We start from the raw sequence: 18,519 nt of genomic DNA on the forward strand, positions 1-18,519 counted from the left end.
TACCGCCGGACCGCGGCCGAATCGCACCCCCGCAACGGTGGCACCGAGCACATACACCATCACGATGTTCACCGGCTCGAACCGAGGCAGCATGGCGAAGCCGATCAGCGTGCAGACCAGCGTGGTCGCGAACGCCCATAGATAACGATCCCAATGCACGAGCGTCGCAATCTCGGGTGCATCTGTTTGAGGTTGAGTCGCACGCTGAGCAGCGTCTGCGGCGATGGCAATGGTGATGACGTCGAACCCCTTAGCCTGTCGCGCCAATGCCGTGGCAGTAGACGCTCGCCACAAAGCTCGCCAACCACGCCGCTTAGGCGCACCGACGAGAACTCGAGTGGCATTCCGAGTCTGCGCATATTGAGTCAGCGTTTCTGCAGCCGTCGGACCATCCAACGTTACGGTCTCGGCGCCGAGCGATTCAGCGAGCCGCAACACGTCGATACGACGATTGCGTTCGTGTTGTGACAGTCGCTGCAGCTCGGGCGTCTCCACATAGACAACCGACCATGCCGCATCGAGTGCATCGGCCATGCGCTTGCCGGCACGCACCAGCTGTTCCGCCTGCTCATCCGGCCCGACCGCAACCAGCAAACGATCTCGCGCCATCCAGGCTCGCGATGCGTGGTCCGAGGTAGCAGTGGCACGGGCGCTTGCGTCGACACGATCCGCCATCCGCCGCAACGCCAGCTCACGCAATGCGATGAGATTGGACTTGCGAAAGAAACGATCCGCCGCCGTGCGCGCTTCTTCCGCCAAATAGATACGCCCCGCTTTCAGCCGGCCCAGCAGATCGTCAGGCGGCAGGTCGATCAGTTCGACTTCGTCGGCCTCGGCGAAAATGCGGTCGGGAATGGTCTCGCGCTGACGCACCCCGGTGATCTGTGCGACCAGATCGTTGAGGCTTTCCAGATGTTGAACGTTGACCGTGGTCCACACGTCGATGCCGGCGTCGAGCAGTTCCTCGATGTCTTGCCAGCGTTTGGCATGTCGTGGCGGCGGCTCGCCTTCGATCAGATTGGAATGCGCAAGCTCATCCACCAGCAAGATGGCGGGCCGGCGCTGAAGCGCGGCATCGAGATCGAATTCGTGACGAATCAGCCCGCGATACTGGACTGACAAAGTGGGCAGCTGTTCCAGGCCGTCTCGGAGCCGTTCGGTTTCGACTCGGCCATGCGGCTCGATATATCCAAGCACCAGATCGATGCCGGTGGCACGCACCCGATGCGCGGCTTCCAGCATCGAGTAGGTCTTGCCGACGCCGGCCGAACCGCCGAAGAAAATCCTCAGCTTGCCGCGTCGCTCCCGCGCTTCCTCGGCGGTGACCGCGGCCAACAATCGATCGGGATCGGGACGGGCCTCATTCATAAGGTGGCGTCATTGGCGAGGGCTCGATTTGAGCACGCCGCCGGCCGCCCCGACAGACAGAACGTGTGAAGATTTCGAGCGGTGAGGCCGGGGCCCCACCGCTCCATCCTCGACTTAGCCGACCCGCTCGCTGGCGGCAGGCACCGGCTCGCCATTGGCATTCGCGGGCTGCAACTCGCCTTCCCACTTGGAGACCACGGCGGTGGCGATGCTATTGCCCAGCACGTTGGTGGCAGTACGGCCCATGTCCAAGAAATGGTCGATGCCCAACAGCAGCAGCATGCCCGCTTCGGGAATGCCGAACTGCGGCAAGGTCGCCGCGATCACTACCAGCGAAGCGCGTGGCACGCCGGCGATGCCTTTGGAAGTGAGCATCAACACGGCCACCATCAGGATCTGTTGCGCGATGGTCAGTTCGATGCCGTACACCTGCGCGATGAACATGATTGCGAACGTGCAATACATCATCGAACCGTCGAGATTGAACGAGTAACCCACCGGCAGCACGAAGCTGGCAACGCGGTTGCTACAACCGAATTTTTCCAACTCCTCGAGCGTCTTGGGATAGGCCGCTTCGGAGCTGGCGGTCGAGAAGGCGAGCAGCATGGGCTCGCGGATCCGCCGAATGAGTTGGATGACGCGCGGCCCGATCACCATGCCGCCGGCGACGATGATGCACGCCCATAGCACCACCAAGCCCAAATAGAACTCGCTGACGAAGATGCCGTACACCTTGATGATGCCCAGCCCTTCTTTGGCAACGGTGCTGGCCAACGCGCCGAACACGGCGAACGGTGCGAACAACATCACGTAGCCCGTGACCTTCAGCATGATGTGCGCGACCACATCGATCACTTCGATCAGGATCTTGCTACGCGCACCGAGCGCGGCCATGGCGGTGCCGAAGAACAGCGAGAACACCACGATCTGCAGGATCTCGTTGCGCGCCATCGCGTCGACGACGCTGGTCGGGATGGTGTGAGCGATGAAGCCGCTCAACGACAACGCATCCGACTTCACGCCCGAAGTCGCGGTCACTTCGGGAATCGCCAACTGCATGGCTCGGCCTGGCTCGAACAGCTGCACCAGCACCAAGCCCAAGGTCAGCGACACCAACGAAGCACCGATGAACCATGCCAGTGCCTTGCCACCGACGCGGCCGACGGTGGCGATGTCGCCCATCTTGGCGATGCCCACCACCAAGGTAGCGAACACCAGCGGCGCAATGATCATCTTGATCAGACGTAAGAATATGGTCGGCAGTAAGCCAGTCACCTCGGCATAGCCGGCACTGGACTGCGGAAAATGAGCGTAAGCGATATAGCCGCTGACAATACCGAGCACCAGCCCGATGATGATCCAGCGAGTGAGGCGATTCGGCATCCAGACTCCCCTACACGACAACCAGCAACAGCACGCCCAGCGCGATGCGATACCAGGCAAAAATAGTGAAGCGGTGTGTTTGAATGTATTGCAATAACCACTTCACAGCGATGAACGCGACGATGGCCGAGACCACGAAGCCCACGCCCAGCTCGGTGAAATTCTCATCGGCCATGGAGCCGGCTTCGATCATTTTCATCGATTCGTAGGCCGTGGCCGCGAACATGGTCGGAATGCCGACCAGGAACGCGAACTCGGCCGCCGCCGGACGTGACGTCATACCCGCAAGCATCGCGGCGAAGATAGTGGCCGCCGAGCGTGACGTACCGGGAAACACCGCCGCCAGGATCTGCGCGAGGCCGACCCAAGTAGCCACGTTCCAAGTCAGGGTGTCGCGCGGCGGGAGTCGATCGGCATAGGCCTCGACCGCGAAAATCGCCAAGCCGCCGATGATCAAGGCCCACGCAATCGGCGCGACCGTTTCCGGCAACTCCAGGCCGAGTGCCTTGGCGGTGAAGCCGCCGGCCACCGTGATCAGGAATGCCCAGGTGAGCTTGAACAGATAGTCGCGATTATCCGGCTCCCGGAAATTGACGCTCAGATTCCACAGCCGCCGCCAATAAATGACCACCACCGCCAGAATCGCGCCTGCCTGAATGGCCACGGTGAACAGGTCCGAGCGCCGGCCCAGCCAGTGTTGCGCAATCAGTAGATGGCCGGTGCTGGAAATGGGCAGGAATTCGGTGATGCCCTCGATGATCCCGAGCAGGATGACCTGTAAAAAATTGTCCACTCGCCCCCGTCACCGTTTAAAGGCACATCGGCCAATGATACTGGCGTGGCGCAGTTGGGGACAGGCTTTACGAGGGCGGCGTGCATACATTCTGGGAACGTCTGCGGGCGGGCCGCTGCCCTAAGCCGGTGCTTACAGTATTTACACTGAAGTCACCGGCCAGCTTTTCGACAGAAGCGGCGCGAGCTCAGCCTCGGCCGGGATTGAACTCACGCATCCATTCTTGCAGCTCGCCGCTGCCGCCGCCGTCACGCAGGCCGGTCATGATGTCGGCGAACACGTCGTCGCGTTCATCCTGGCCCAGCTTGAACTTGGCGCGCACCTTGTTGACCTTGGCACGGAAACCAATCACGCCCCGCGATAGCGACGCGTACCGCGCTCCCATGTCATCGACTTTCCACTCCGCTGAGGTGGACTCGCGCGTGGTCTGCCCTTCCATCGTGCCCACCAGCTCGCGCAAATGCTCTTCGATGGCCGGCGGCTCTTCGAAAAAATCCACGTCGACAAAGAACTGCGCGCTGGCGTAGTTCCAGGTAGGCGCTTGCGTCTTGTCCTGCATCCAGGACGGCGAGATGTAGCCGTTCGTGCCCAGCACCAACATGACGGCCTTGGGATCCTGCATCAGTAATTTGAATTGATCGTTGGAGCGCGCGAAGTGACCGACCAGGCGCTCGATGCGACCCTCGCCATCGGTTTCAGCCAGGATGGGCAACAGCGTGGCGCGGAAATTGTCCCCGCTCCCCGAGACCACCCAAGCAAGCGGCTGCTGTTGCACGAGCCGTAACAAATCCGCATCGGAACGCGGCGCGAAACGATCCACCCTGGCATTCATCATCTAACCCCAAAACATCGCCCGAGAAGCGGCGAATAGTATTTGCTATCGAACCGGCGGCTTTGCCGGCTCGGTGTCCAACTTAGCAATGAAAACGACCGCAGCGGTGCGGCGACCGGCGCGGAGAGTACCGAGAGTCGCAACTGCCCGCGTGTGCGACGGGATCGTTTATTACTGAGCGCGGGCCATTCGCGCCAGCTATAAACGCATCAGCGGGCGGCGGGGCGGGAGCGCAGTCGCGGCCAGAAGCCGGCGGCTAGCAACAAGAAACTGACGATGATGACGGGCCAATTGCCCACGCTGGCATAAGGCGTCAGACCGACGCGCGGCTGCACGTCACCGGTAAGCACGCCCGGCTTGAAGCGGGGAAACGTTTTTTCCACGGCGCCGTTGGCATCGATGATGGCTGAAATGCCGTCGTTGGCAGCGCGCATCATCTGCCTGCCAGCTTCGAGCGCCCGCATGCGACTGATCTGTAGATGTTGATGCGCGGCTGTGGAATCGCCGAACCACGCGTCATTGGTCACGTTCACCAACAAGGTCGCGCTTTTCAAGACGTCCAGTTGCTCCGACGCGTAGGCGTCTTCATAACAAATGGTCAGCGCCAACTTCTGACCAGCCGCATCCAGCGGATCCGGATTGTCGACACCGGCTTTGAAACCGCTGTACGGCAAGTTCATACCTCGCAGCCAGGCCGTGAGCCAATCCGGCAGCTTAGGGAAATATTCGGTGAGCGGCACCAGACGACGCTTGGCGTACCACTGCGGCTCTTTGTCGAGCGCCAGCACTGCGTTGTAGTACATCTGCTCTTCGAAATCGTAACGAGCGATGCCCATCACCAGCGCCGAGCCTTTGGCATGCGCGGCGGTCCACTCTTGGCTCAACACGTCGGTGAACTCGTGCGACAGGCCGGGCAGTGCTGCCTCAGGCCAGATGATCAGCTGGGTGCCCAGATGCAGCGCCGTCAGATCGCGATACAAAGCGACCGTCTTATCGCGCTGGGATTCTTCCCATTTCATTTCCTGAGGCACGGCGCCTTGCACGATGGCGACACTGATCGGCGCGCCGTTCTTTTGCGTCCAGTCTTTGTTGTGCAAGCCCAAGCCGATGAGCCACAGCACAGCGATGACACTGACGCCGGCGATGCGAGCGTTCTTGTCACCCAAGATCAGCGCCGTCACGGCACCGGCGCACAGAGTCACCGCGAGACTGACGGTGTACACACCGCCGACAGGCGCGAACCCAGCTAACCAAGTATCTGTTTGCGTATAGCCGAGCGCGAGCCAAGGGAAGCCGCTGAGAAACCAACCGCGAAACCATTCGAGGATCACGATGGCAGCCGGCAACACGAGCAACCAACGCAGCACGCCTTCTGCAGGCACCCAACGTTTCAACGCATAGCCGACCAACGCCATGTAGGCCGCCATGATGGCGACCAGCGCCAACATCACGAACAGCGTCAGCACCAGCGGCGCGTTCCCGATGGTATGGATGCTGTGATACAGCCAGTAAGTGCCGGCGAGATAAGTGCCGGCGGTAAACAGGAAGCCGCGCTTGGCGGCTTGCTTAGGCGTCGCGTCCTGCCACGCTAGAAACAAATACGCGAAGCACAGCACGGCCAGCGGCCAGACATTGAACGGCGCGAACGCCAGCGACACGGCCGCGCCCACTGGCAATGACAAATGGGTGTAGTACTTGAACGCGCGCACGCCGAGGCTGCGATCCCCTTCCAGTAGCGATGGCATCTGCGCCAGTTGTCCTTAGCAGTATTAGTCGTCTTTCGGCTCGATATCGCGCGGCGTGATGACACGCAGCAGGTCGAGTCTGCGCCGGTCGGCACGCAATACTTTGAATTCGAGGCCGCCCAGCGAAAAAGATTCACCGCGCCGAGGCAGGCGCCCCAGGCTGCTGATGGCCAGGCCGCCGATGGTGTCGAATTCTTCGTCGCTGAAGTCGGTGCTGAAGTAGCTGTTGAACTCGTCGATGCGCGTCTGCGCCTTGACGGTGAACTGCCGCTCGCCTTCCTTGCGGATGTCCAGGTCGTCGTCGGTGTCGTATTCGTCGCCGATGTCGCCGACGATTTGTTCCAGCACGTCTTCGATGGTCACCAGGCCCGACACGCCGCCGTACTCATCGACCACGATGGCCATGTGGTGATGACTGACGCGGAATTCCTTGAGCAGTACGTTGAGCCGCTTGCTCTCCGGAATGAACACCGCCGGCCGCAAGCATTCCTTGATGTCGAAATTGGCGCGCGCGCCGTCGGCGAAATAACGCAGCAGGTCCTTGGCGAGCAGGATGCCGGCGATCTGATCGCGATCGTCGCCGATGACCGGGTAGCGCGAGTGGCCGTGCTCCACCACCATGGGCAGGATTTCTTCCGGCGGATCGTCGCGGTTGACGATGATCATCTGCGAGCGCGGCACCATGATGTCGCGGACTTGCAGTTCGATGACGCGGAATACGCCTTCGAGCATTTCGTGCGCGTCGGCATCGATGATGCCCCGCTCGCGCGCCTGCCCCAGCACTTCAGTGAGATGTTCCAGATCGCGAGGTTCGCCGCTCAGCGAGCCGGTGATCCGTCGCAGCCAACTGCCGGTGTGACTGTGCTCTTCAGGCATAAGGGTTACGGTATCCGAATTGCGCCAGAATCTTCACTTCGCGGGCTTCCATGACATTGGCGTCACGCTCGGTCTCGTGATCGAAGCCCAACAGGTGCAGTACGCCATGTACCACCATGTGAGCCCAATGCGCCTGCGACTCCTTGCCCTGCTCTTTCGCCTCGCGCGCCACCACGGGCGCACAGATGGCGAGATCGCCGAGCTCTTCAAGTCCCGGAAACTCTTTGGCCGACAGCCGAGGCGGCGCGCCGGTTTTCCCCGGCGCCAACGGCGCGGCAGGGAACGACAAAACATTGGTGGGTTTGTCTTTGGCGCGCCAGGTGCGATTCAACCGGCGGCTCTCGGCGGCGCCGACGATACGAATGGTGAGTTCCAGATCGCGCTCGCCACGCGGCGCATAGTGAGCGCAGGCAGCCTGCGCCCACCGGTTCAGACTCCGGGCATGCGGTACGCCGCGACGCGAACTTGCCATTTGCACGGTCACGGCCAATTTCAAGCTCCGTCGCCTCCAGGCCGGTCCGGAAGCGCCGCCTGCTTTTGTTCGTACGCCTGCACGATCCGCTGCACCAACGGATGCCTGACCACGTCACGCGAAGTGAAGTTGGTGAAGGCCACGCCTTCCACGCCCGGTAATACGTTCATCACATGTTTCAGACCGGACAGCTGCTGTTTGGGCAGATCGGTCTGGGTGATGTCGCCCGTGACCACTGCCTTGGAGCCGAAGCCCATGCGCGTCAGAAACATTTTCATTTGCTCGACCGAAGTGTTCTGAGCTTCGTCCAGAATGATGAAGGAGTCATTAAGGGAGCGGCCGCGCATGAAGGCCAGCGGCGCGATTTCGATCACTTGCCGCTCGATGGCTCGCGCCACGCGATCGAAGCCCATCATGTCGTACAGCGCGTCATACATGGGACGCAGATACGGATCCACTTTCTGGCCGATGTCGCCGGGCAGGAAGCCCAGGCGTTCGCCCGCTTCCACCGCCGGGCGCACCAACACGATACGACGCACGCGATCCGTTTGTAACGCCTCGACCGCGCAAGCCACGGCGAGATACGTTTTGCCCGTGCCCGCAGGCCCGATACCGAACGTCAGATCGTTGGTATGTATGTTGTGCAAATATTGTCGTTGATTCTGGCCGCGACCGCGGATTCCGCCGCGTTGGGTATGAATCGTCACTTCATCCGAAGGACGAGGCGCGACCAGCACTGGCGCCGTTGATTCTTCCATCCCTGCCTCCTGCACTGCTAAGTGCACACGTTCCGGTGTGATTGCTTCTTTGGACGACAGCTCGAACAACCGTCGTAGTACGCGTTCGGCGGCATTCGTTGCCACCGTGGTACCCGACACTTCGACATGACCGCCACGGCGATGCACCTGCACGTTGAGCCGCTGCTCGACGTGACGCAGGTTCTCGTCCATGGGGCCGACAAAATTGGCGAGCCTGGCGTTATCGACCGGCTCGAACGCGAGATCACGCGTTGCTGTGGATGCGTTCAATGCCGTGCCACGCGTGCGCTCACGCGAATTCATTGGGCAGCCACGGCGAGCGACGCCGCGGCCGGGAAGGAAGAGGTTTCGCCGGCGCCGACCAAGCGGCCACGCAACGAATTCGGCATGGCTTCGGTGATCAACACATTGGCGAACTGATTGATCAGCGAGTGCGGGCCGTCGAAATTGACCCAGCGCATGTTCTCGGTCTTGCCGGCAATCTGCCCGGTGTGTTTTTTCGCGGGCCGCTCGACCAGCACGCGTTGTACCGTGCCGACCATGCGACGACTGATCTCCACATGCTGCTGATTGATGCGCGCCTGCAGAATCTCCAAGCGCTTGTGCTTCTCTTCCTGAGACACATCGTCCGGCAACGACGCCGCCGGCGTACCGGGGCGACGGCTGTAAATGAAACTGAAAGATTGATCGAAGCCGACATCGGCGACCAGATTCATGGTCGCTTCGAAATCTTTGTCGGTCTCGCCCGGAAAGCCGATGATGAAATCCGACGAGATGGTGATATCGGGGCGCACCGCGCGCAGCTTGCGGATCTTTTGTTTGTATTCGAGCGCGGTGTAGCCACGCTTCATCGCCATCAGAATGCGATCCGAACCGGACTGCACCGGCAGATGCAAATAATTCGCGAGCTGCGGCACGTCGCGATAAGCCTCGATCAATGAATCCTTGAACTCGACCGGATGGGACGTCGTGAAGCGGATGCGCTCGATGCCCGACACCTCGGCCACGCAATAAATCAATGTGCCCAGATCGCAAGGTGTTCCATCTTCCATCGGGCCGTTGTACGCGTTGACGTTCTGACCCAATAGATTGATTTCTTTCACGCCCTGGTCGGCCAGCTGGCGAATCTCCAGCATCACCGACTCGAACGGCCGACTGACTTCTTCGCCGCGCGTGTACGGCACGACACAGAAAGTGCAGTACTTGCTGCAGCCTTCCATGATGGACACGAAGGCGGTCGCGCCTTCCGAGCGCGGCGCCGGCAAATGATCGAACTTTTCGATTTCCGGAAAGCTCACGTCGACCACGGAGCGGCCGGCCGAGCGGATCTCGCGGATCATGTCGGGCAGGCGATGCAGGGTCTGCGGCCCGAACACCAGGTCCACATACGGCGCACGTTTGGTGATGCCGTCGCCTTCCTGGCTGGCCACACAGCCGCCCACACCGATCAGCAGGTTCGGGTTGTCCTTTTTCAGTTGCCGCCAACCACCCAGCTGCGAGAACACCTTCTCCTGCGCCTTTTCGCGCACCGAGCAGGTATTGAGCAACAGCAGGTCGGCCTGGGCCGGATCCTCGGTGACTTCGTAGCCTTCGGACTCGCGCAGCACGTCCACCATTCGGGCGGAGTCGTACTCATTCATCTGGCAGCCAAAGGTGCGGATAAAGACGCGAGGCATTGGGTTGGAACGGCGGACGAAGCGAGCTATGGGGGCTGACTAGGATAAGGGCCGCGCCGGGGCTTTTCCACCGGCGAACGGATTTCGGGGCCCGGCAGCACAGTTTGGCTGGCGGGCCCCGAGAGATTGGGCAATGTTCTGTTAATTCAAGCCCCTAGACTCAAGGCCAGGGGCTTGACCCCGGTTAAAACGGGATGTCGTCGTCGAAGCCGCCGCCGCCATCATCGGCCGGCGGGGGCGCGGAACGCTCATTCTGCGCGGGCCGGGACGGAGCACGGCGCGGCTGTTCTTCGTCGCCACCACCGCCGAAGCCGCCGCCGCCACCGCCCCCACCACCCCCGCCGCCTGCGCGGCCGCCGAGCATCTGCATGTTCTGCGCGATGATTTCGGTGGTGTAACGGTCCTTGCCTTCCTTGTCCTGCCACTTACGGGTGCGCAGGGCGCCTTCGATGTACACCTGCGAGCCTTTGCGCAGGTACTCCGCGGAAATCTCTCCCAGCTTGTCGTAGAGGACCACGGCGTGCCATTCGGTGCGCTCCTGCTGGTCGCCCGTCTGCTTGTCCTTCCAGGACTCGCTGGTGGCGATGCGGATGTTGGTGACGGCCTTGCCGCTGGGCATGTAGCGCGTCTCGGGATCCGCTCCCAAGTTACCCACCAGAATGACTTTATTGATACCGCGCGCCATGACTAGCGAACCTCGAATGCAGTGAAGGCGGCGATTGTAAACGCGCCGGCGTGGCCTCGCAGAAGATTCTATGGCCGCGAAACTGCCAGTTATTTGCAGTCCACCAACCGGCCGATTCGTGCTTGGCCGGGCGGCCCGGGAGGCGCCGAATCCCTGCCGCTGGATGACCACGTTTTGCCCCGAGGTTGCCCGCGCCCGTATATTGAACGGTCCCCAATCGACGCCACGTACGGAACCCATGCCCTCCATCGTCATCCGCGGCGCCCGCACTCACAACCTGCGCAACATCGACCTCGAGTTGCCGCGGGACAAGCTGATCGTGTTCACCGGCTTGTCGGGCTCCGGCAAATCGTCGCTGGCGTTCGACACCATCTACGCCGAAGGTCAGCGGCGCTATGTCGAATCGCTGTCGGCCTACGCGCGGCAATTCCTGTCGATGATGGAAAAGCCGGACATCGATTCCATCGAAGGCTTGTCGCCGGCCATCGCCATCGAGCAGAAGTCGACCTCGCACAATCCGCGGTCGACAGTCGGCACGGTCACTGAGATCTACGACCACTTGCGCCTGCTGTTCGCACGCGTCGGTACGCCGCGTTGTCCCGATCACGGCGTCGATCTCGCCGCGCAGACGGTGAGTCAGATGGTCGATCAAGTGATGCGCCTTTCCGAAGGCACCCCGCTGCTGCTGCTCGCTCCATTGATCGATGCTCGCAAAGGCGAGCACGCGCAAGTGCTCGAACAACTGCGTGGCCAAGGCTTCGTGCGTGCACGCATCGACGGCAAGGTGGTCGAGCTGGAAGAAGCTCCCAAGCTCGATCCGAAAAAGAAACACAGCATCGATGCGGTAGTCGACCGGTTGAAGGTGCGTGCCGACGCTGGACAACGACTCGCCGAATCGTTTGAAACCGCGCTGCGCATGGCCGATGGCGTCGCGCGCATTTCGTTCATGGACGATCCGAAGCGTGAAGAGCTGGTGTTCTCGGATAAGTTCGCCTGCACGGTCTGCGGCTACAGCATCGCGGATCTCGAGCCGAAGCTGTTCTCGTTCAACAACCCGGCCGGTGCCTGCGGCACTTGTTCGGGACTGGGCGTGCAACAGTTCTTCGATCCGTCGCGTGTGGTCCATCATCCGAATCTGTCGCTGGCGGGCGGCGCGATTCGCGGCTGGGATCGTCGCAACGCTTATTACTTCGCATTGATGCAATCGCTGGCCAAGCATTACAAGTTCGACGTCGAAGAACAGTGGCAGGACCTGCCGGCCAAGTACCAGAAGGTGGTGCTCTATGGCAGCGGCGAGGACAAGATCGATTTCAAATACGTCAACGCTCAGGGCGGCACGCTGCGTCGTTCGCACAAATGGGAAGGCGTGATTCCTAACCTGGAGCGGCGTTATCGGGAGACCGAATCGATTGCCGTGCGCGAAGAGCTCGCCAAATATCTCAGCAATCAATCCTGCCCCGACTGTAACGGCACTCGTTTGAATCGAGCGGCACGCAACGTGTTCGTTGCCGAACGCAGCTTGCCGGATCTAGCCAAGCTCGCGGTCGCCGATGCGTTGAGCTTCAGCGCGGATTTGAAGCTGGACGGCTGGCGCGGCGAGATCGCCGGCAAGATCGTGAAAGAGATCGGCGAACGGTTGCGGTTCCTTAGCGACGTCGGTCTCGACTATCTGACCTTGGACCGCAGCGCCGATACCTTGTCCGGCGGCGAGGCACAACGCATTCGACTGGCCAGCCAGATCGGCTCGGGCCTGGTCGGTTGTATGTACATTCTCGATGAGCCGTCCATCGGCTTGCATCAGCGCGACAACGATCGGTTGTTGTTGACGCTGAATCGACTGCGCGATTTAGGCAACACCGTGCTGGTGGTCGAGCACGACGAGGATGCGATTCGTCACGCCGATCATGTGGTCGACCTTGGCCCGGGCGCAGGTGTGCACGGTGGCTTGGTCATCGCACAAGGCACGCCGGCCGAGATCGCGGCCGATGCGAATTCGATCACTGGTCAGTATCTGTCCGGCAAACGTGAGATTGCGATTCCTCCGGTACGCACGCCAGTGCAGGAAGATCGGCATCTGCGCATCCTCAATGCACGCGGCAATAACTTGAAAGGCGTGACCGTCGATATTCCGCTGGGCGTGATGACGTGCGTGACTGGCGTTTCAGGCTCAGGCAAGTCGACGTTGGTGAACGACACGCTGTATCAATTCGTGGCGCGTCAGTTGAACGATGCTTCCACCGATCCGGCGCCCAGCGATGGTGTCGAGGGCTTGGATGAGATCGATCGTGTCATCGATATCGACCAGAGCCCCATCGGTCGCACGCCTCGCTCCAATCCCGCGACCTACACCGGCTTGTTCACGCCTATTCGCGACATCTTCGCCGGTGTGCCGGAAGCTCGCGCCCGCGGCTACGAAGCCGGCCGTTTCAGCTTCAACGTCAAAGGCGGCCGCTGCGAAGCCTGCCAGGGCGACGGCGTCATCAAGGTGGAAATGCACTTCCTGCCAGACGTGTACGTGGCCTGCGATGTTTGCAAAGGCAAGCGCTACAACCGCGAGACCTTGGAGATTCGTTACAAGAGCAAGAACATCAGCGAAGTGCTGGAGATGACCGTCGAAGACGCGCTGGAGTTTTTCCGGCACGCACCGGTGATCGCGCCCAAGCTGCAAACGTTGATGGACGTTGGCTTGTCGTATATCCGGCTGGGCCAGAACGCCACAACCCTGTCAGGCGGCGAAGCGCAGCGCGTGAAACTCGCCAAGGAATTGTCGAAGCGCTCGACCGGCCGCACGCTCTATATCCTGGACGAGCCGACCACCGGCCTGCACTTCTTCGACATCGAGCAGTTACTCGGCGTGCTGCATCGTCTACGCGACGAAGGCAACACCATCGTGGTCATCGAGCACAACCTCGACGTCATCAAGACCGCCGACTGGATCATCGACCTGGGTCCCGAAGGCGGTGGCGGTGGCGGCACCATCGTCGCCACTGGCACTCCGGAGAAGATCGCGCAGGCCAAAGGCTCCTACACCGGCAAATATTTAAAGCCGATTCTGGACAAGAAGAAACAGCCGGCGGCGCGGAAGCGGGCCTAGCGCACCAAGCCGTCTCAGCGAGCTCTGGGCTTGGGCCCGGAAGTGAAGGTCTGGTGCACTTCGCCGTGCGCCACTTTTTCTTGGAATTTGCCGCTGGTGTATTCGCTCAGGATCATGCGCCAGAAGCTCACCGCGGTCTTGTTGTGGAGAAACTCGGTGATCTCCCAACTGCCGGCGAAGCGATTGAAAATCAGTTGCGCGGCATCTCGCCCTATCCCTAAGCGGCGGGACTTGAAGGCGATGAAAAACTCGGCCATGCGAAAATCGACCTGGTCGCGGCGATTGCGCGGCGGGCGGCTGACCAGCGCGAAGCCGACCGGCTGCTCGTTCTTCAGAATGATCAGCGGATAGGAGCTGTCGTCGGCGAACCAGCGGGCCATCAATTCCGTCTGCACCTCACGGGTGGCCGGAAAGATCCCGGTGTTCATGCTCATGCGCGACAGGTCTTCCAGATACTCAGGATATTGCGCCTGGATCCATTGACGGTCGCGGGGAGAGTTCAAGGCATCGCGAATACTGACGGGCACGGGTTGCTGGCGAATCCCTTGCCACCTCCGATGTTCGACGCCCACAGCACCCGCTGTGCGGCTAATTTGAATGCGTGCTTAGGTTACAGCTAAAGCGGGCAACGTCCATATCGGTGATCCCCGCGTACCTGGGATCAGGGCGATCCCGGCAAGCAACCGGGCGGAGAACCCGCCCGGGTGCATAAGGACAGCGACCGGGGACAGATTTAAATCTGTCCCCCACTGTCCCCAAGCTCGATTAGTGAGCCGGAGGCGGAGTCGTCTCAGCGGCCGGAGCAGCAGGAGCAGTGGCGGCATCGGCAGCGGCTTCGCCAGCGGCGGCAGCAGCGTCACCAGCGGCAGCGGCGGCATCGGTAGCAGCCTCGCCAGCGGTGGCAGCGGCATCGCCGGCAGCAGCAGCAGCGTCAGTTGCCGTAGCAGCGGCTTCCTGAGCGGCTTCGACCGGAGCCTCTTCCTTCTTGGCGCAAGCAGCGAGGGACAGCGACAGCGCCAGAGCGGCGAGAATCATTTTCGTGTTCATGTGATCGATCACCCCAATGTGATGATAGGTTGACGGACAGCAATGGAAGTTCGATGGCTTGCGCCACTCTTCCTATGCGCGCGCCGGAGTCTAAGATGTTTCACTTACGTTTGAAACAGTCGAGCCTCATGACAACTGTAACGTCGCCGCGCCGAGACATCGCAGCAACTCACTTGAAAAGCAGTGTCGCGCGCGTGGTCGCGTCGATGTCATTGATCTGTCTCACTGTCAGCGCGTGCAGTTCGCCACAGCACCGCGTCGTTGACGAAATAGTGACATCGTGGCGCGAGCAGCGCCCGCTGCCCAACATTGACGAAACGTTGACAATTAATTCTGCTTACGACGTGCAGACGCGCAGCGTGCGCGCAAAACTGCGCGGCGCCAGTCCCGCAGGCTTCAAAGCAGGTTTGACTTCAGCACCGGCGCAAGCGCGCTTCAAAACCGATGGCGCAGTGGCCGGCGTGCTGTTCAAGGAAGGCTCGTTACAATCTGGAACAACTTTGAGCTTGCGCGAAGTGCGAGGACTGCACATCGAAGTCGAGATCGCGATGCGCATCGGCACTGCCATCGACAAACCGCTGCCGGACGTCGCAGCGTTACGCGCTCACATCGACGGCATCGCGCCCGCCATCGAACTGCCCAATCTTGATTACGTTCAACCGCAGGCACTCGACGCCGTCGACATCGTCGCCACCAACGTCGCCGCGTCGAAGTACATCGTCGGCGACTTCGTCTCGCCACAAACGCGCGATCCGAACAGCGTCGACATTCGGCTCGTGTGCAACGACAAAGAAATGTTCACCGGCAAGGGCACCGATTCGCTCGGCGATCAATGGCGCGCAGCACTGTGGTTGGTGAATCAGATGTTGGCGCAAGGCTGGAAAATTCAGCCCGGGCAGATCTTGCTCACCGGCTCGCTGGGTAGGATGTTGCCCGCCACGACAGGTCACTGCGTGGCCGGTTACCATTCCAACCAGCAGCAATGGGCCACGCTCGCCATCAACGTGAGCGACTGACCTGTTCCCACGGATTACATCAGTGGAATCGTTATGACCGCACTCAAGCCACTGTACGCCAAGCACCTGGAAATCCAGCGCCGCCACACCGACGAGGCGCTTGCCGCCACCGGTTTCGACGCGCTGGCCATCTATGCCGGCGGCCAGCACATGCAGTTCCTGGACGACCAGCCCTACCCGTTCAAGCCCAATCCGCATTTCCGCTGGTGGACGCCGTTGGCTGAAGCTGCGGATTGCTGGATCGTGTATCGCCCCGGCCAGCGCTTGCAGTTGGTGTTTCTGCAGCCGAACGACTATTGGTACAAGCCGCCTGAGATGCCGAGCGATTTCTGGACCGATTCGTTCGACATCAAGATCATTCGCGAGGCGCCGGAAGCCAAGGCTTTCGTATCCGTTGTAACTCGCTGCGCATTCGTTGGCGAATGGCGCGAAGAGTTTGCTGATTGGGGATTCACCGGTCGCAATCCCGAAGCGCTGATGCATCGCTTGCACTACGTGCGCGCATTCAAGACTGAATACGAACTCGAATGCATGCGGCGAGCGTCGCAGCTTTCTGCACGAGCGCACAAGGTTGCTGAGGCCGCTTTTCGTGGCGGAGCGTCGGAGTACGAGATCAACATGGCGTACATCCGGGCGACTGGGCAAACAGAGAATGAGCTGCCCTACCCCAACATCGTCGCGCTCAATGCCAACTCTGCGGTTCTGCATTACCAGAATCAGGAACGTGCAGTGCCTGCTCAGTTGCGGTCGTTTCTAATCGATGCTGGCGCGCAGGTTCACGGCTACGCGTCGGACGTGACGCGCACGTACTCACGCGAGGACGATGACTTCGCTGCGATGATTCGAGCGATGGATGTCGAACAGTTAGGGTTGTGTTCTGAGGTACGCGCTGGCGTTGACTACGCGGACATTCATCTCAGCGCTCATCGGAGGGTCGCTAAGATTCTGCGCGACTTCGATGTGATTAGCGCTTCGGCTGAAGAAGCAGCGACGAGTGGGTTGAGTAGTGTGTTCTTTCCTCACGGCATCGGGCATCTGCTCGGACTGCAAGTCCACGACGTCGCTGGGTTCACTGTGACGCCGGATGGGAAGCAGAAAGCGAGACCAACCGGGCATCCTTACTTGCGACTGACTCGGACGCTCGAGCCTGGCTTCGTGGTCACGATTGAGCCTGGGCTGTATTTCATTGACTCGCTGCTAGCGACAGCACGGACCTCACCTCTCGGATCCAAGATCAACTGGCAACAAGTCGAGCGCTTCAAACCGTACGGCGGCATCCGAGTCGAAGACAACGTCGCGGCCACGAACGGCGAGCCAGAGAACCTCACGCGCCCGGCGTTCGCCGCCGCCACGGCTGCCGGATAAAACCGGTTTTGCATGGAAGGAGACGAGGCAGGAGAAGAAGAGCATCGCCCGCTCCGGCAGTACCTGACGACCATCACGGTCGTTTAGGCGCGGGGTCGGGGGACTTTCCTCCTCCCGGCAATTGGATCCAGCAGGGATGCTGGTCCCATAGCGCTACATGGATGTACAAGCGCAGCGACACGCGTCTGCGTGCCGCGGCGAGTGCAGCGGTGCCGGGAGGAGGAAAGTCCCCCGACGCCGCGCCAGCCACTGAGGCCCGACTCCGAGCCTCTTAAAAAGGCTCGTCAGCGTTGCTGCTGTTTCAGCAGATCCCGAATCTCTTCAAGCAAGACTTCCTGTTTCGGCGGAGGCGCCGGAGCAGCAGGCTTGGCTTCCTCAGCACGACGCAGCCGATTGATCAGCTTCACCAGCATGAAAATCGCCAACGCCACGATCACGAAATCGAACGTCGCTTGCAGGAACGTGCCATAGCGAATGGTGACCGGCTCAGCGCCTTCGGCAATCGCCGGCAGCGTGATGGCGAGTTTGGTGAAGTCCACACCGCCGATCAGATAGCCCAGCGGTGGCGTGACCACGTCACTGACCAAAGAGCTGACGATCTTGCCGAAAGCCGCACCGATGATGATACCGACGGCCATGTCGACCACGTTGCCCTTGACGGCGAATTCCCGGAATTCCTTGACGAAGCTCATAGCCACCTCGATTGGAGTTGTTAGCGCAACGCGACGATACGCCAACTGACGTGCGGATGTAATCGCACGCGACGATTGGGGACAGATTTTGAATCTGTCCCCTCTGCTGAGTCCTGTCCCCTGCGACGTTCAGGTCAACCGGTTGATGCCGTTGTACGCCGCCACCCGATAGGCCTCGGCCATGGTCGGATAATTGAACGTGGTCTGGGTGAAGTAGCGGATGTTGTTGTTGGTGCCGGCCATGACCGTCTGGCCGATGTGCACGATTTCCGAGGCGTTATCGCCGAAACAGTGCACGCCCAGCACCTGCAAGGTTTCGGCATGGAAAATGATCTTGAGCATGCCGACGCGCTCGTCCGTCATCTGTGCTCGCGCCAGATTCTTGAACGCGCAGTGACCGACTTCATACGGCACCTTGGCTTCCTGCAGCTCGCGCTCGCTGCGGCCGATGGAGGAGATCTCGGGAATCGTATAAATGCCGCTCGGGATGGTCGCAGTGCTGTGCGGCGGAACGCTTGGATCGAGCATGTGCTGAACAGCATGCGAGCCCTGCACATAAGCGGCACTGGCCAGCGCCGGCGGCCCGACGATGTCGCCCACCGCATAGATGTGAGCCAGTGCCGTCTGATAGTGCTCATTCACTTCGATCTGGCCACGGCTGTTGGCTTTCAGACCGATGTGCTCCAACTTGAGCTTGTCCGAGTTGCCGGTGCGGCC

At 60.9% G+C, this 18,519-nt stretch carries 17 protein-coding genes; 3 read left to right on the forward strand and 14 right to left on the reverse strand.

Annotated elements, in window-relative coordinates:
- From JNL55_RS08735 to ssb, 10 genes are all read right to left on the reverse strand, one after another.
- On the reverse strand, nucleotides 1-1,368 hold a 1,368-nt coding region (locus tag JNL55_RS08735; protein ID WP_293852100.1), incomplete at its 3' end, for a universal stress protein.
- A 114-nt stretch (nucleotides 1,369-1,482) separates the two neighbouring features.
- Nucleotides 1,483-2,751: a dicarboxylate/amino acid:cation symporter gene (locus tag JNL55_RS08740; protein ID WP_293852103.1), complete on the reverse strand. Its 1,269-nt coding sequence runs from the start codon at nucleotides 2,749-2,751 to the stop codon at nucleotides 1,483-1,485.
- Nucleotides 2,752-2,761: 10 nt separating this feature from the next.
- Nucleotides 2,762-3,544: an undecaprenyl-diphosphate phosphatase gene (locus JNL55_RS08745; RefSeq protein WP_293852106.1), complete on the reverse strand. Its 783-nt coding sequence runs from the start codon at nucleotides 3,542-3,544 to the stop codon at nucleotides 2,762-2,764.
- Between the two features lie 187 nt (nucleotides 3,545-3,731).
- Complete coding sequence (locus tag JNL55_RS08750; RefSeq protein ID WP_293852108.1) at nucleotides 3,732-4,376, reverse strand: FMN-binding negative transcriptional regulator; 645 nt, start codon at nucleotides 4,374-4,376, stop codon at nucleotides 3,732-3,734.
- Nucleotides 4,377-4,585: 209 nt separating this feature from the next.
- Nucleotides 4,586-6,121, reverse strand: coding sequence for an apolipoprotein N-acyltransferase (gene lnt / locus JNL55_RS08755; protein ID WP_293852110.1), 1,536 nt, complete (start codon nucleotides 6,119-6,121; stop codon nucleotides 4,586-4,588).
- Between the two features lie 24 nt (nucleotides 6,122-6,145).
- A complete protein-coding gene (locus JNL55_RS08760) occupies nucleotides 6,146-6,997 on the reverse strand; it encodes an HlyC/CorC family transporter (protein WP_293852113.1) in 852 nt (283 codons plus the stop codon).
- Complete coding sequence (gene ybeY / locus JNL55_RS08765; RefSeq protein WP_415923040.1) at nucleotides 6,990-7,469, reverse strand: rRNA maturation RNase YbeY; 480 nt, start codon at nucleotides 7,467-7,469, stop codon at nucleotides 6,990-6,992. The genes JNL55_RS08760 and ybeY overlap by 8 nt, the downstream gene beginning before the upstream one ends.
- A 20-nt stretch (nucleotides 7,470-7,489) precedes the next feature.
- Nucleotides 7,490-8,530: a PhoH family protein gene (locus tag JNL55_RS08770; RefSeq protein ID WP_293852119.1), complete on the reverse strand. Its 1,041-nt coding sequence runs from the start codon at nucleotides 8,528-8,530 to the stop codon at nucleotides 7,490-7,492.
- Nucleotides 8,527-9,903 carry a tRNA (N6-isopentenyl adenosine(37)-C2)-methylthiotransferase MiaB gene (gene miaB, locus JNL55_RS08775; RefSeq protein WP_293852122.1) on the reverse strand — a complete coding sequence of 459 codons (1,377 nt, stop codon included), beginning with the start codon at nucleotides 9,901-9,903 and terminating at the stop codon, nucleotides 8,527-8,529. The genes JNL55_RS08770 and miaB overlap by 4 nt, the downstream gene beginning before the upstream one ends.
- Nucleotides 9,904-10,087: 184 nt before the next feature.
- Nucleotides 10,088-10,588: a single-stranded DNA-binding protein gene (gene ssb / locus JNL55_RS08780; protein ID WP_293852125.1), complete on the reverse strand. Its 501-nt coding sequence runs from the start codon at nucleotides 10,586-10,588 to the stop codon at nucleotides 10,088-10,090.
- Between the two features lie 238 nt (nucleotides 10,589-10,826).
- Between ssb and uvrA the strand changes: the two genes are divergently transcribed.
- A complete protein-coding gene (gene uvrA / locus JNL55_RS08785) occupies nucleotides 10,827-13,682 on the forward strand; it encodes an excinuclease ABC subunit UvrA (RefSeq protein WP_293852128.1) in 2,856 nt (951 codons plus the stop codon).
- 14 nt (nucleotides 13,683-13,696) lie between these two features.
- Here the strand turns inward: uvrA and JNL55_RS08790 are convergent, their stop codons facing one another.
- Entirely contained in the window at nucleotides 13,697-14,254 is a 558-nt protein-coding gene (locus tag JNL55_RS08790; RefSeq protein ID WP_293852130.1) for a GNAT family N-acetyltransferase, read from the reverse strand.
- A 193-nt stretch (nucleotides 14,255-14,447) separates the two neighbouring features.
- The gene (locus tag JNL55_RS08795) at nucleotides 14,448-14,729 is read right to left on the reverse strand and encodes a hypothetical protein (RefSeq protein WP_293852132.1); all 282 of its coding nucleotides are present in this window, start codon (nucleotides 14,727-14,729) and stop codon (nucleotides 14,448-14,450) included.
- A 320-nt stretch (nucleotides 14,730-15,049) separates the two neighbouring features.
- On the opposite strand from JNL55_RS08795, the gene JNL55_RS08800 reads away from it, so the two are divergent.
- The gene (locus tag JNL55_RS08800; protein ID WP_293852134.1) at nucleotides 15,050-15,745 is read left to right on the forward strand and encodes a 2-keto-4-pentenoate hydratase; all 696 of its coding nucleotides are present in this window, start codon (nucleotides 15,050-15,052) and stop codon (nucleotides 15,743-15,745) included.
- A gap of 33 nt (nucleotides 15,746-15,778) precedes the next feature.
- On the forward strand, nucleotides 15,779-17,110 hold the full coding sequence (gene pepQ, locus JNL55_RS08805) for a Xaa-Pro dipeptidase (protein ID WP_293852137.1): 1,332 nt from the start codon (nucleotides 15,779-15,781) through the stop codon (nucleotides 17,108-17,110).
- Nucleotides 17,111-17,394: 284 nt separating this feature from the next.
- Here pepQ and mscL read toward each other — a convergent pair whose 3' ends face one another.
- Together mscL and JNL55_RS08815 are read right to left on the reverse strand one after the other, a co-directional pair.
- On the reverse strand, nucleotides 17,395-17,802 hold the full coding sequence (gene mscL, locus JNL55_RS08810) for a large-conductance mechanosensitive channel protein MscL (protein ID WP_293852140.1): 408 nt from the start codon (nucleotides 17,800-17,802) through the stop codon (nucleotides 17,395-17,397).
- A 129-nt stretch (nucleotides 17,803-17,931) separates the two neighbouring features.
- Nucleotides 17,932-18,519 (reverse strand): FAD-dependent oxidoreductase (locus JNL55_RS08815; RefSeq protein ID WP_293852143.1); only part of this gene is annotated, 588 nt, incomplete at its 5' end.

This window comes from Steroidobacter sp., from assembly GCF_016790065.1.
Classification (GTDB): domain Bacteria; phylum Pseudomonadota; class Gammaproteobacteria; order Steroidobacterales; family Steroidobacteraceae; genus Steroidobacter.

Bases quoted from the DNA above. Each gene is read 5' to 3' on its own strand.
- JNL55_RS08795 (WP_293852132.1), bottom strand. From the start codon at position 14,729: ATGAACACGAAAATGATTCTCGCCGCTCTGGCGCTGTCGCTGTCCCTC.
- JNL55_RS08770 (WP_293852119.1), bottom strand. From the start codon at position 8,530: ATGAATTCGCGTGAGCGCACGCGTGGCACGGCATTGAACGCATCCACA.
- JNL55_RS08750 (WP_293852108.1), bottom strand. From the start codon at position 4,376: ATGAATGCCAGGGTGGATCGTTTCGCGCCGCGTTCCGATGCGGATTTG.
- ssb (WP_293852125.1), bottom strand. From the start codon at position 10,588: ATGGCGCGCGGTATCAATAAAGTCATTCTGGTGGGTAACTTGGGAGCG.
- JNL55_RS08760 (WP_293852113.1), bottom strand. From the start codon at position 6,997: ATGCCTGAAGAGCACAGTCACACCGGCAGTTGGCTGCGACGGATCACC.
- mscL (WP_293852140.1), bottom strand. From the start codon at position 17,802: ATGAGCTTCGTCAAGGAATTCCGGGAATTCGCCGTCAAGGGCAACGTG.
- JNL55_RS08740 (WP_293852103.1), bottom strand. From the start codon at position 2,751: ATGCCGAATCGCCTCACTCGCTGGATCATCATCGGGCTGGTGCTCGGT.
- ybeY (WP_415923040.1), bottom strand. From the start codon at position 7,469: ATGGCAAGTTCGCGTCGCGGCGTACCGCATGCCCGGAGTCTGAACCGG.
- miaB (WP_293852122.1), bottom strand. From the start codon at position 9,903: ATGCCTCGCGTCTTTATCCGCACCTTTGGCTGCCAGATGAATGAGTAC.
- pepQ (WP_293852137.1), top strand. From the start codon at position 15,779: ATGACCGCACTCAAGCCACTGTACGCCAAGCACCTGGAAATCCAGCGC.
- uvrA (WP_293852128.1), top strand. From the start codon at position 10,827: ATGCCCTCCATCGTCATCCGCGGCGCCCGCACTCACAACCTGCGCAAC.
- lnt (WP_293852110.1), bottom strand. From the start codon at position 6,121: ATGCCATCGCTACTGGAAGGGGATCGCAGCCTCGGCGTGCGCGCGTTC.